16 protein-coding genes are annotated in these 12,440 nt (G+C 62.8%); 14 read left to right on the top strand and 2 right to left on the bottom strand.

All coding sequences use genetic code 11. The features are described 5' to 3' along the window. The first annotated feature begins 51 nt into the window (after positions 1-51). From Q0599_RS04720 to Q0599_RS04685, 8 genes are all read left to right on the top strand, one after another. Positions 52-666 (top strand): type IV toxin-antitoxin system AbiEi family antitoxin domain-containing protein, encoded by a 615-nt coding sequence (locus Q0599_RS04720; protein WP_298826408.1) that lies wholly within the window; start codon positions 52-54, stop codon positions 664-666. Between the two features lie 382 nt (positions 667-1,048). Next, positions 1,049-1,405, top strand: coding sequence for a hypothetical protein (locus tag Q0599_RS04715; protein WP_298826406.1), 357 nt, complete (start codon positions 1,049-1,051; stop codon positions 1,403-1,405). After that, positions 1,405-2,958 carry a His-Xaa-Ser system radical SAM maturase HxsB gene (gene hxsB / locus Q0599_RS04710; protein ID WP_298826404.1) on the top strand — a complete coding sequence of 518 codons (1,554 nt, stop codon included), beginning with the start codon at positions 1,405-1,407 and terminating at the stop codon, positions 2,956-2,958. The genes Q0599_RS04715 and hxsB overlap by 1 nt, the downstream gene beginning before the upstream one ends. Position 2,959: 1 nt before the next feature. Next, the gene (gene hxsC, locus Q0599_RS04705) at positions 2,960-4,180 is read left to right on the top strand and encodes a His-Xaa-Ser system radical SAM maturase HxsC (protein WP_298826402.1); all 1,221 of its coding nucleotides are present in this window, start codon (positions 2,960-2,962) and stop codon (positions 4,178-4,180) included. Beyond that, positions 4,177-4,797 (top strand): His-Xaa-Ser repeat protein HxsA, encoded by a 621-nt coding sequence (gene hxsA / locus Q0599_RS04700; protein WP_298826400.1) that lies wholly within the window; start codon positions 4,177-4,179, stop codon positions 4,795-4,797. The genes hxsC and hxsA overlap by 4 nt, the downstream gene beginning before the upstream one ends. Positions 4,798-4,816: 19 nt before the next feature. Further along, the gene (locus tag Q0599_RS04695) at positions 4,817-5,224 is read left to right on the top strand and encodes a TIGR03982 family His-Xaa-Ser system protein (protein WP_298826398.1); all 408 of its coding nucleotides are present in this window, start codon (positions 4,817-4,819) and stop codon (positions 5,222-5,224) included. A 95-nt stretch (positions 5,225-5,319) separates the two neighbouring features. Next, a complete protein-coding gene (locus Q0599_RS04690; protein WP_298826397.1) occupies positions 5,320-6,636 on the top strand; it encodes a His-Xaa-Ser system-associated MauG-like protein in 1,317 nt (438 codons plus the stop codon). A 60-nt stretch (positions 6,637-6,696) separates the two neighbouring features. Further along, positions 6,697-7,194, top strand: coding sequence for a thermonuclease family protein (locus tag Q0599_RS04685; protein WP_298826395.1), 498 nt, complete (start codon positions 6,697-6,699; stop codon positions 7,192-7,194). A 498-nt stretch (positions 7,195-7,692) separates the two neighbouring features. Here the strand turns inward: Q0599_RS04685 and Q0599_RS04680 are convergent, their stop codons facing one another. Continuing rightward, entirely contained in the window at positions 7,693-7,920 is a 228-nt protein-coding gene (locus Q0599_RS04680) for a helix-turn-helix transcriptional regulator (protein ID WP_298826393.1), read from the bottom strand. 150 nt (positions 7,921-8,070) lie between these two features. Here Q0599_RS04680 and Q0599_RS04675 point away from each other — a divergent pair, with 150 nt between their 5' ends. From Q0599_RS04675 to Q0599_RS04655, 5 genes are all read left to right on the top strand, one after another. Next, the gene (locus Q0599_RS04675; protein ID WP_298826391.1) at positions 8,071-8,310 is read left to right on the top strand and encodes a hypothetical protein; all 240 of its coding nucleotides are present in this window, start codon (positions 8,071-8,073) and stop codon (positions 8,308-8,310) included. Next, positions 8,303-9,619 (top strand): DUF3596 domain-containing protein, encoded by a 1,317-nt coding sequence (locus Q0599_RS04670; RefSeq protein WP_298826388.1) that lies wholly within the window; start codon positions 8,303-8,305, stop codon positions 9,617-9,619. Before Q0599_RS04675 ends, Q0599_RS04670 begins: the two co-directional genes overlap by 8 nt. Before the next feature lie 173 nt (positions 9,620-9,792). Further along, complete coding sequence (locus Q0599_RS04665) at positions 9,793-10,122, top strand: hypothetical protein (RefSeq protein WP_298826384.1); 330 nt, start codon at positions 9,793-9,795, stop codon at positions 10,120-10,122. A 7-nt stretch (positions 10,123-10,129) separates the two neighbouring features. After that, on the top strand, positions 10,130-10,579 hold the full coding sequence (locus tag Q0599_RS04660) for a hypothetical protein (RefSeq protein ID WP_298826381.1): 450 nt from the start codon (positions 10,130-10,132) through the stop codon (positions 10,577-10,579). A 12-nt stretch (positions 10,580-10,591) separates the two neighbouring features. Further along, positions 10,592-11,380 (top strand): GIY-YIG nuclease family protein, encoded by a 789-nt coding sequence (locus Q0599_RS04655; protein WP_298826376.1) that lies wholly within the window; start codon positions 10,592-10,594, stop codon positions 11,378-11,380. Positions 11,381-11,442: 62 nt separating this feature from the next. Here Q0599_RS04655 and Q0599_RS04650 read toward each other — a convergent pair whose 3' ends face one another. Beyond that, positions 11,443-11,715, bottom strand: coding sequence for a helix-turn-helix transcriptional regulator (locus Q0599_RS04650; RefSeq protein ID WP_298826373.1), 273 nt, complete (start codon positions 11,713-11,715; stop codon positions 11,443-11,445). Positions 11,716-11,828: 113 nt separating this feature from the next. Here Q0599_RS04650 and Q0599_RS04645 point away from each other — a divergent pair, with 113 nt between their 5' ends. Then, on the top strand, positions 11,829-12,425 hold the full coding sequence (locus Q0599_RS04645) for a hypothetical protein (RefSeq protein ID WP_298826370.1): 597 nt from the start codon (positions 11,829-11,831) through the stop codon (positions 12,423-12,425). The last annotated feature ends 15 nt before the right edge of the window (positions 12,426-12,440 follow it).

The following is a 12,440-nucleotide window of genomic DNA, read 5'->3' as shown; positions in this document are numbered from 1 at the left end:
CAGTTCCTTTTTGTTGATAAGTCTGCGTTTGTGCCGACAATAGATAACACCGTGACCCAACCTCACACGACTCATCGCGAGCGCGCCGTCGAGCTCACGCGAACCCTGGGAATCGCGCGCGCCCGGGACTTCAAGGCCGCTGGCATTCCTCTCGTCTACCTGAAGCGGATGACCGATGCTGGCGAGCTTGTCCGACTCGGCCGCGGGCTCTATCAGGACCCCGCACGGGTCGGCGAGGATGCTGCTCACGACCTGGCGGAGGCAACCCGCCTCGTGCCGAACGGCGTCATCAGCCTGGTCAGCGCGCTCCGACACCACGGGCTGACGACTCAGCTACCGAATGCAGTCTGGATGATCATCCCTCACAAGGCAAGAACTCCAAACGTGCGTTTGCCCAAGCTTGAAATCGTCCGTGCAACCGGCGAAGTTCTAACGGCCGGCATTGAGCGCATCCGCGTCGAAGGGGTCGAGGTGCCGATCTTCAGCGTCGCAAAGACAGTCGCCGATTGCTTCAAGCATCGCCGCCAGATCGGAGAGGATGTGGCTATTGAGGCGCTCAGGGACGCCCTTCGCCAAAGGAAGACCACTGCCAGCGAGCTGATGAAGTACGCGGAAATCGATCGAGTTACCGGAAGGCTCGCTCCCTACATAAAGGCAATGCAGTGAGCGAAGAGGCACTCAGGAACCAGGCCGCTTCAATCAGAGCGCGGTTGCTGGGCCACGCCAAGTAGCACGGCTACGACTACCAACGCGTCCTCACGCGCTACGCCATCGAGCGCCTGCTCTACCGACTCAGCCAGACGGAAGCGGTGTGCTCTATCTCCGCTTGCTCCACCACTGCACGCATCCACTCATTCGGCCAACCATGCGTGAATGGAAATTGCCAAGTGTTCTAGAGGCCGCGTGAGACTTCCATGCGCCTCCTGCCATCGGAGGACAGTGAGTTCGCCTTGGCGCAGCGGTTCATATAAACTGCGTTGACCCGAGCCTCGGAATCGCGCCAGTAGGAAGCCGCTTCTGAGCCATCCAACCTGAGGGTGCACCTACGATGCCTATACCTGCCGCAACTCTGCAGGAGGCGGCGCTGCGGCGCCTCATTCAAGCCGGCGCAGTAACGGACCTCGTCGTGCGCGGCCAGGTAGGTGGCTTCGTCATCGAAACCGTCATCGGTCTCGACGGGACGAGGGTTGCCGTACTCGGCAACACGCGCAAAGGATCCCGGGTTTTCGCGTCGGTGACGACCGTTGCCATGTTGCTTAGGCGTCTGGGCATCGATCGCTTCACTGTCGAAGCGGCGCATTACGTTCCAGGACGAACACGATCGGCCCGCCCAGATCGGGCGGCCGCAATGAGGTCGGTGGTGCTGTCCAACGATGGCGCCAAGGCCAAGAGCGACAAGAACTGATGCGCTTCCAGCAACTACCGTCTGGCCGGGCCGCGGTGTTCTCTCCCAGCGGAGACTTCGCCCTTGTCGACGCTTCGGAGCTGGAAGTGCTTCAGGCTGGGCCAAGGCGACTGACGGACCTCCCCCCCGCGCGGTTGGCCGACCTGTATGCGAAGCATCTCATCACCGGAGCGGACCAGCGCGGCATGGCGGAGTTGCTTCGCTCAAGGCGGGCAGCCAGGCGCGAAACCATTGAAGTGGGCGTGTCCTTGCACATCCTGGTGCCGACACTGCAATGCGCACATTCCTGCCAGTACTGTCAGGTCAGCCGCGCGTTGGACTCCACAGGCTTCGAGATGACTCCGGACATGCTGGATGCAGCGTGCGATGCCGTCTTCGAAAGCCCGAGCCAGGTTCTGACTGTGGAGTTCCAGGGCGGAGACCCCTTGATTCGATTCGACCTCGTTCAGCGTGCTATCGAGCGAATCACCCGACGAAACCGAATCGAAGGGCGCCGCATTCAGTTTGTCGTGGCCTCGACTCTGCACCAGCTAAATGTGAAGATGTGCGAGTTCTTCAGCGAACATGCTGTGGTGCTATCGACCAGCATCGACGGACCGCCGGCCCTTCACAATAAGAACAGACCTATTCCAGGGCGTGACGCTTACGAACGCACAGTGGCGGGCATTGCCATGGCACGCAAACACATCCATCCTGGATGCGTATCAGCGCTGATGACGACCACGAAGGCATCCCTGGCGATGCCGGAGGCCATCATCGACGAATACGTTCGACTAGGCTTCGATGAAGTGTTTGTTCGACCGCTGGCAAATCATGGATTCGCCATGCGCAACGCTGCCCAGCTGGGCCATGCCCTCGAGTCCTTCTTCGGCTTTTACACCCGCTGCCTTGATCGGGTCCTGTGGTGGAACCAACAAGGCGTTGCGCTCAGGGAAGCGGCGGCAGCTGCATGGCTGAATAAGCTGCTTTCGCCCTTTGACTCAGGCTATGTTGACCTGCAAAGCCCAACGGGCGCAGGTAGTGCCGTGCTGGTCTACAACTACGATGGCTTCGTCTATCCCAGCGACGAAGCGCGCATGTTGGCCGAAACAGGCAACGCCTCTCTTCGGCTGGGACGTATAGGCGAGCCGCTGCGCAAACTGGAGGCCAGCGAGGTTGTGCAGCATCTGCGGGCACAAAGCGATGGGGAGGCGCGGACCGAATGCGCGAATTGCCCGTACCACACGTCTTGTGGACCGGACCCGGTTGAAGCGCTTGCCTGTGGCAGCAGTGTGACCGTGCACGAGAGCGGCCATTGCCGTCGCTCCACCTGGATGTTTCGGCATTTTCTTGACCGGGTCGATCGGGCCGAAACAGATGGTGATGAGGACTTTCTCGACCTGGCCTATGCCTGGGCACGCCGCGAGCATCCGAAGCGTGCCAACCGGACGAAGCCCGTCGCTGCATCGCTGTCGCTACCGCAACGCCAGCCAGACAGCGGCATGCGCCAAGGGTTGAAGACCAGCCAATTCAAGGGAATCACCGTGTGCTGGTCGGACGAGGCGGAAAACTGAGATGCGCCAAGTCCCGCTCCAGTACCTCGGCTTCGACAGCCCGTTATGGTCATCGCGCTTTCACGGCCCTCGCTTGATTGCCTGCGTGACCCCTGCGAGCAATCTTGCATCTCAATGGCAACCCGACCTGAACTACATCGTGCCGGTCAGGGGAGACAGTGATCGTGCCACGCTGCTTGCGATCCAGCGGGCCGGAGTCACCAACTTGATCGCAGCGCAGTTGACGTCCGAAGGCGTGCTGACGGGGCCAGTGCTCGTAGTCGATCCGTCACTGCTGGAGTCCGGTGACGTGGTGGCCCTGGAACCTCACCGCCGACATGCCGAAGTGCTGATGCGTCAAAGTGACCAGCACCACACAGTGTTCCTGACGAACCGCTGCAACAGCCGCTGCCTGATGTGTTCGCAGCCACCCACAGAAGTAGATGATTCGTGGCGGGCGCAAGAGGCAATCGAACTCATTCAGCACATGGCTTGGTCGCCTCCGGTGATTGGGTTCACAGGTGGCGAGCCGTTGCTGCTCGGAGCCTCGCTGCGAGATGTCCTGACGGCCACAGCCGACAATCACCCGCACGCAAGCATCGAGGTGCTGACCAACGGTCGATTAGCCTCGGATGAGGCCTATGCGAGAGACTTGCTTGCCGGACTTCCGCGGAGGGTTTGCTGGATGGTGCCCCTGTATGGACACGCACCTTTCTTGCACGACCATGTGGTTCAGGCTCAAGGGGCATTCGATGAAACCCTGCTTGGCTTGCTCAACCTCCAACGGCACGCTCAGCTGGTCCAGCTTCGGATAGTCCTGATTCGCCCCGTGCTCGAGATCCTCCCTGCGTTGGCGGACTTCATTGCAGGCAATCTGCCCTTTGTGCGTGAGGTTGCTCTCATGGGATGCGAGCCGGTCGGCTACGCACTGGCCAATCGGGATGAATGCGAGGTAGACCTCGGTGAGTGGCAGAAAGAGATCAGGGCAGCGGTGCGAAGGCTCCAGCGGGGCGCCGTGCCTGTCATTCTGATGAACATGCCGCTTTGTGGCCTGAGCCCTGAGCTGTGGCCCTTCGCGCACCGCAGCATCTCGGACTGGAAGAATACCTACGCAGAGGCGTGTGGGCCTTGCCTAGTGAAGCGCGATTGCTGTGGGCTGTTCGCCTGGCACGAGCGGGGATGGACGCCCAATGTCCTGAAGCCTGTGCTGCACGATTTTCATCAAGCGGAGACAAGCCCATGAAGAAGCTTCGCCCCCTGCAGTGGTTCATCGCCAGCATCCCGCTGCTGACATTCAGGTCTCAGGCTGCCGTGCCACCGCCCATGCCAACACCAGCGCCCGAGCCGCAGGATCCGGTCAAGTTGCGTGCGCTGAACCTGCCAGGGGAAAACCTGTTCGCCGGGCACCGGTCGCATTCTTCCCATGGATCGCACCGCTCCAGCAGCGGCGGAGGCTATTCCGTACCCAGTCCTCAGCCGGCACCTGTGCAACGTGCCGTACCAGCACCAGCGCCTGCGCCTTACTACGCGCCCACGCCATCGCCCGCAGCGCCGCAGCGCCTTGTCCCCAGTGGGTCGAACCAGCCGGTGGATCCTGGCCGACCGGCCGCAGTGACGCCGCAGCCTGCGCCCGCTCCAACGCCACCTGCGATGACGCTCAGTGAGAAGCGCCGATTGCAGATCATGCGCGTGCAGATCGCGTTGACCTCGCTGGGCCTGTATTCAGGTTCAGTCAGCGGTGAATTGACGAACGAGACCAAGGAAGCGATCAAGCGGATTCAGATCGTCAAGGGCTTGCCCGATACGGGTCAGATGACCACCGAAACACTCAACGCCCTTGGTGTACCCGCGGTGCAGTGAGGTCGCAGCAGCCTACATCATGAAGATCAAGACACTGCGTCGCTGGCGCTGGTCATTGCATCTGGTGATCGCAACTTGTCTGGTCTTTATTGTTGCGGACAAGTACTTGTGGCCTTGGGCCATGTGGCGCATGCATGCCGATGAGTACAGGCGTCTTGTGGTTGACTGCGACCAGGCGATGCACGATGAAGTCGTGTTACGCGACTCCCCTCAGATAGCTGGTACCAGCACCGAAGCCACCAGGCTTCTGAATATCTCTGGTGCCGTGAGTCTGACGGTCTGCCACGACTACGACAAGCTGCGCAAGCAACTGCTGATTGCAGGTGTCAGCGAGCATCGCTTGGCGCTGCTGGGCCTGGAAGGCCTGGAGGTGGAAAGGATACCGGTGAGCCGCATGGTCGAACCCCATCGTATGCCGCGGTTCTGAGGACGTGCGGATTGCCGGCGAGAGTCATGACACAGATTGCTGCAGGGATCCTTCGAGTCGCATTGGTGTTGGCAAGCTGGGGCCCAGGTCTTCCCATGGCTCAGGGCATGACAGACGACCGCCTGCTTTCGAAGGTAATCCAGGCATACCAGGTCAAGCCGCTGCAACCTCGGTCGATATCGATGGGGCCGAAAGAGGTGCTGGGTCAGGCCTTGTTCTTCGACCCCATCTTGAGCGGCCCCAGAGCTATCAGCTGCGCGACCTGCCATGTGCGAAGTAAAGGGGCTGGAGATGGCTTGCCTGCTGCCGTCGGATTGGGTGCCCATGGGGTAGCCGATGAACGTCTGGCTGCGTCTGATGCCTTCCTGGTCCCTCGCAATGGCTTGCCGTTCTTCAATCGAGGTCGGCCCGAGTTCAGGACGCTTTTCTGGGATGGTCGAGTGCAACTAGGGCCTGACGGCAAGTTCGAGACACCTCTTGGACACAAATTGCCCTCTGGCTTTGAAAGCCTGCTCTCGGCCGCGGCGGTCTTTCCACTGGTCGAGCCCGACGAGATGCTGGGTCGATCAGAAGAGAAGAAGTCCAACGCAAGCAAGTATCACCAGGAGTTGCTGGAGGACACCGACGCGGAGTCGAACGACTTCCAGAAGCGCACGCTGGTCGTCTTCGATCGATTGGTGGCCAGGCTGGTGGGCAGTCCCAACAAGTCAGCCACAACCACACAGGAGAAGTATCGCAAGCTCTTCGCGGCGGCATATCCTGGCGTGCCCGTGGAAGCTATCCGCATTGCCCATGTAGGCAACGCGCTGGCGGCATATATCGGTGCTGCGTTCGAATTGCAGCCTGCGCCCTGGGATCAGTATGTCTCCGGCGATCTTCGTGCGATCTCCGCCGAACAGAAGCGGGGCGCACTGCTCTTCTACGGCAAGGGCCGTTGTGCCGTTTGTCATTCAGGAACGCAGTTCAGCGATCTCGACTTCCATGGTCTCGCGGTACCGCAACTGTCCGTGGGCAAACACGGCGCGTTCCTCGATTACGGTCGCGCGGGAGCAACGAGCCGCGGCGTGGATCGATTCAAGTTCAGAACACCACCGCTGCGAAATGTCAGCGATACAGGCCCTTGGGGTCACAACGGGGTCTTTACGAATCTGCCGCAGGTCATCGAGCACCATTTCAATCCTGTTCCCGCGTTGTACAAAGCACAGCAGTCTCATCCTGAGACCTCGCAGCATGCCGGACGCTTGCTGTCGCAACGGTCCCCGTTGCTTGGGGAGATGTCGCCGCTATCGCCCAGCGAAGTGCGACAGCTCCTGTCGTTCTTGCAATCATTGCGATCGCCAACGGTTATGCCAGATTCGATAGCGCTGCCGAAGTCAGTACCCTCTGGTGACAACCAGTTCATCGTGCGCTGATCAGCTCCCATGAGACGCTGCACGGACGGTAGTTGTCGAGCCAGAGCATGGGTCTGGGTCGTGGCACTTCTGTGCGCGGTCGCAGCATGGCGACCAGCGTTCGCCGACACGCTGACGGGACAGGTCATTGCCGTTAGCGACGGTGACACGATCGGGGTGTTGGATGCACAGCGCGTCACCCACCGTGTACGCCTGGCTGGCATTGACGCCCCAGAACTTGGGCAGCCATTCTCGCAGCGATCCAAGCAGCACTTGGCAGGCCTGGTGCACGGCCGTGAGGTGCACGTGGAGTGGAACAAGCTCGATCGCTATGGGCGGATTGTCGGCAAGGTCATCGCCGACGACCTGGACGTGTGCCGAGAGATGGTCGCGGCCGGCCTTGCATGGCACTACAAGGCTTACCAGCAAGAGCAACCGTTGGAAGACCGGAAGACCTACAACGCTGCCGAAGATGCCGCGCGGGAGGGGCAACTGGGATTGTGGTCGGAACCTCAGCCCGTGCCGCCTTGGGAGTACAGGGCGTGGCGGCGAGGTCAGTCGCTCCAATTGGACCGGTAGGCAATCAAACTCTTCCGCGCCGCCCGGGCCGCCGGCGACAACTTCGCGGGCGGCAAGTGGCGCACGACTAGGCAAATTCGCCTCGCCTCCCGCCTCAAGAAAATCCTGCTCGTGTCAACCTGATGCGCGGAGATGACGCCGGCACTTCTCCTTGAGCGCGATCTTCGGCATGAGGCAGCTTGGCGGGATGTCCTGATGTAGGCTAGACGTTGCATGCCCAGCGAAAGGTCGGATCGGACTAGAGCACGCGGCTTGGGACCTCCTTCGCATAAGACCCTTTCGCTGCATCCCAATGGGTGGGGTGCGGGTACTGCTGAGTAACCGCGGTTTGCCGTAGAGCTGCCGTCGACGTCCCGGGATTAAAGGACAACTGCCGCTGCAAAGCGTGCCACGGTAGAACTTGGGCGGCGGCCTACGTCAGGCGCTGCTTGTGTGGAGCCTGCGTCTCGCGCCCGCGGAATTTCAAGGGCTTGTAGCCCGACGATCCCAGGGCAGCAGTTACCGCTTGCGCGACGAGACCGGCGGGTCTGGGATGTGCTCGAACAACTCGCCAACGCCCACACCGAAGTAGGCGCACAGCTTCTCTATCGAGTCCAGGTCGACGCGGGTCGCGGTCTCGTCGTATAGGAGCGTGACCGTGTTGCGATGCAGACCGGTGTCGCGTGCGACGTCGGCGATCCTGAGCTTTCGCTCGCCCATCAGGCGGGATAGATGGCACCTCAGCATGTCGCTTCCAAAGAAAAAATGTCATCCAAGGCGACAAAACGCCTTGACGAATGACGTTCTGCGAGCGAGAATGTCATTCAGGGCGACAAAACAACCAGCGGAATGGAATTTTGTCGATCACATTGTCAACCGATTGCGGAGGTGCACCAAGTGCCGGATACCACCTACCTGACCACAGACGAACTCGCGGCTCGCATCAAGTACGACGTTCGAACAATCCGGGAGCGACTCAAGGACAGCGTGCTGCTCGAGGGCACGCACTACGTGCGGCCGTTTGGGGGGCGAAAGATCCTGTTCGTCTGGGAAGCCATCGAACGTGACATGCGTGCGATGGCCGGCGTCGAGCGAGTGGCGATCCCTCTGGCAAACGGCGGGGTGCTCCATGGGTAGCGTGCGCGCCCGTGGAGACACGGGCCTACTGTTTTTCGACTTCCGCTACGAGGGCCGGCGCTGTCGCGAGCAGACCCTGCTGCCGGATAGCCCCGCGAATCGCAAACGCATGGACAAGGTGCTCGTGCAGATCGAAGCGCAGATCAAGGCCGGCACGTTCGACTATGCGGCGACTTTTCCTAGTAGCAAGCAGAGCCAGCGTGCCCCGGACTCGGTAGTCGTCGCGCCTAAGGCGGCGGCCGTTCCCATCGCGGCTGCGGTGGCGGCCACGGTGTCACCGACGCCCACCTTCCGCACCTTCGTCGCCACCTGGCTCTCCGAGCACGAAGTCGAGTGGCGCCGCTCGCACATCAAGGTGCTGAAGTCTACGCTCGACGGCCACCTCCTGCCCGCCTTCGGCGACAGGACCGTCGGCGCGATCACCAAGGCCGAGTGCCTCGCGTTCCGCGCCCAACTCGCCACCAAACCCGGCCGCACCGGAGACAAGCTCAGCAACAAGCGTATCAACGGCGTGATGGGCGTGCTGAGCCAGGTGATGGCCGAAGCTGCAGACCGTTACGGCTTCGTCTCTCCCTGTTCCACCGTCAAGCGCCTGAAGGTCAAGAAGTCCGACGTCGACCCCTTCACGCTCGACGAAGTGCAGAAGATCCTCGCAACGGTCCGCGCCGACTGGCGCGACTACTTCACTATCCGCATCTTCACCGGCATGCGCACCGGCGAGGCCCACGGCTTGAAGTGGAAGTACGTGGACTTCGAGCGCCGCCTCATCCTCATCCGCGAGACCTTCGTGCTCGGCGAGGACGACGAGACCAAGACCGACAGCAGTCTGAGGGACCTCCAGATGTCTGGGCCCGTGTATGAGGCACTGCAACGCCAGTACGCGGCGACGTCCAAGATCAGCGAGTACGTCTTCTGCAACCGCGAAGGCCACCCGATCGACAACAAGAACTTCAGCGACCGCGTGTGGTACCCGCTGCTGCGCCACCTCGGTCTCAAGGCGCGTCGCCCCTATCAGATGCGCCACACCGCCGCGACGCTGTGGTTGGCCTCGGGCGAGGCGCCTGAATGGATTGCCAATCAGATGGGCCATGCTAATAGCCAAATGCTATTCACGGTCTATAGTCGATTTGTCCCCAACATGACCCGCCGCGACGGATCGGCCATCGACAGGCTGCTCGCCACGCGGTTCGCCACGGGCAACAGTGCCCCCCAGGTGCAGGACACCAGCCACGGCGGCGGCAAGGCACCCGCCGCCAATGACGGCGGCCACCCGGCCCAGCCGCCGCCGCTGGAGCGGCTGGCCGCCTGATCGACAGGCCGGCGGTCCAGCCCAGTCTTCCTAACCAGCTCCACACGCGCCGACCAGTTTCGGCGCGCTGGCGGAGCACTGTCTCCAGCAAACCAATCGATTGCAGATGCCCAGGCGGCGACAGCAGGGACCTCGCACGCCCGTCGCACAGGTAACAGCTCACCAGGATGACCATGACGCGCTTCCCTTCCAATCCCCCCGGCCGCCACCCGGTGTCCGTCACCACCACCGAGAGCGCCCACGTCGTCTGGCTGCGGCTCGCCTTCTCGGGCCGGAACGTCGACGCGGCCAAGCACATCGACGAGCGGCTCCGGGCCCGCCTGCACCGATCCGGCCTCGGCTGCTGCATCACCGGCACCCGCCTGACGCTCATGGGGCAGCTGCGCGTCGTAACGCCGACCGACTGGACCGACGTGATCGGCTGGCTCCTGTGTCAGCCCGAGGTGGTCTTCGTGGCCCGCGAGTACCCCATCACCCGGAGGTCGCATGGCCAGCCCAAGTAAGCGTTCCATGCGCCTCAATCCCGCGGCTCGCGAGGATGTCCAGTGCTTCGCACTGACGCTGGAGACCGCCCCCGGACTGCCATACGCCGAATGCCGGCAGCTCGAGCGGTACTTGGAGGACTACGCCGAGGCGCACGGCCTGCAGCTCCTGGGGCACCAACTGCGCCAGCTCGTCTGCGCACCGGATCGTCCCGTCAGCGTCAACGACCAAGTGGCCCTGATTGACTGGGTTATCGATCTTCCGGGCCTGATTGCCGTGCGGCTCGGGCCGATCGTGCCGATGTCCGATTCGCCTCAGGCGCCGGAGGAGGGCGTGGACGAAGACGCCTTCGTCCAGGCCCGCGCCGGCGACATCGCGCTCATCGGTCTCACGCTGCTGTACCGCTGCGGTCGGATCGCACCGAGCCTGTACCTGCAGATCCTGGGCGGTTATGTCCGCCCGGCCTCGACGCACTGAAGGAGAGAGACGATGAACCACTTCGGAGCCCCGGCACCAGCCCGCGCCGATCTCGCCAGCGTATACGTCCTGGTGCGCCACGACCGGCGCCGCTTCAAGCTCGGTTGGGCTCGGAACCCGATGCGCCGAGCGCGATGCCTCGTTGAATTCCAACGCGGTGAGCTCGATCTTGCCGCCTCCCGCGCGATCTGGTTGCCCACCCGGCCGCGCGCTGAACAGGTGGAGCGCTCGCTGCACAAGACGCTGGCCCCGTACAGCGTAGAACCCGATCACCAAGAAGACGGCAACCGGGAGTGGTTTGCCGGACACGCGCAAGACAGGGCCCTGCGCATGCTTGGCCAGATGCCGCTGCAGTACGAGAGTGCGCTCACCGCGCGGGTGCTGCCGTTGACCATGGCCGTTGCGCCCGCGGACGCGGTATGCATCGAGACTGGCCCGCAGGACACCTGGTGGCGGCTGGAAGACCTGCTGGCGCGCCTGGCAATGCACTGTCCGGTGTCAGTTCGAATCGACGTCTACGGGGTACCGGTTCTGGCGTTCCTTGGCATGCGGCGACACACGGCACCTGACTTTGCCGAACTCCGCAGTGCCGCGCTGGACAGCGAGAGCTACCAGTGCTGGAGCGAGGGCAGGCCGCGGGCCTTCGTGCAGACGATCGCTTGGCAGGGCGACGACCTGGTGCTGACCTTCACGGCGATGCGGGAAATCGAGCGCTGGGACGAAGGGCTCGAACTTGTCGGCCAGGTCAGGGGCCTGCTGGCGCGCCTGCGCCGCGTGGCGCCGCTGAGGGGGTTCGCATGAGCCACTGCGAGGCGCCCGACCGGATGTGGTGGCGTGCTCTTCAGCAGGGCCGCAGAAGAGGGTCAGCCGACCCGTCCACGCGAAAGCCTCGCCGTCCGAAGCGGCGCCTTGCGTGGCACCGCGGGCACGCCGAACAGCGCCGGGACCGGCACACCCAGGCTGACCGCCAGGGCATGAATCATGGTCAAGGTCGGGTTCGCCTGGCCGGTCTCGATGCGGCTGACGTAGGTGCGGAACAGGCCGCAACGCTCTGACAGGTCGTCCTGCGTCATCCCGGCGGCAAGACGCAGTTCACGGACTCGAGCGCCAAAGGCGCGCTGGGGCGAGACAGGCACCAGCGCACTGTCGTGGAAGTACACTCATTCATACACACACTAATTCGCACATTTGAAGCCGCGGAGGATAGGCCTCCGAGGCGTTCAGGAGGGACACTCGAATGAAGACAAGGATGACCGCATACGTTGTCGGCGTGCTGCTGGCGGGTTGCGCCGCCACCACACCGACGCGCGAAACCAGCGTCGGCTACGTCATCTACGACATCCAGGCCGGTCCGCAGACCAGCGCTGCCAAGATCGCCGAGGCGATCAAACTAGCGCTGCAGAAGAACACCAGCCGCGTGCAGATCACCAACGGCATCCCGCTGTCGCCGCTGCCGGAGAAGGCACCCCGGTTCCAGCTGGTGTCGCCCCTCAAGGGCAGCAATCTCGGTGCGCTCGCGGCTGCGTCCGGGCAATCGCTGCAGGTCCCCACGTGCGACGGTGCGACGCTCACGGTCAATGCACGCGACAGCTCGATGTCGCGTTACGGCGAGGCCACGACCTTCTTCGCCTGCCTGATGCCCTACCAGGGCGGCTACAGCCTGAACATCTACACGACGTTCACCAAGGCCTCAGGCGCCATCAACGCCGCGACCCTGGGCGCGACGATCATGCGACCCTTCGTGGGCGACTCGGCGCAGTTCATCCCGCGCACGATCGGGCAGATTGTCGAGGGGGTGCAGCAGACCGGCGCGACGGTCAAGCTGGTCGAGGCTTATCCGTCCTGAGCGGCGGTGGCAGGG

It is taken from the genome of uncultured Piscinibacter sp., assembly GCF_937952055.1.
Lineage (GTDB): Bacteria > Pseudomonadota > Gammaproteobacteria > Burkholderiales > Burkholderiaceae_C > Piscinibacter.
This window is presented reverse-complemented; position numbering and strand designations above follow the sequence as displayed.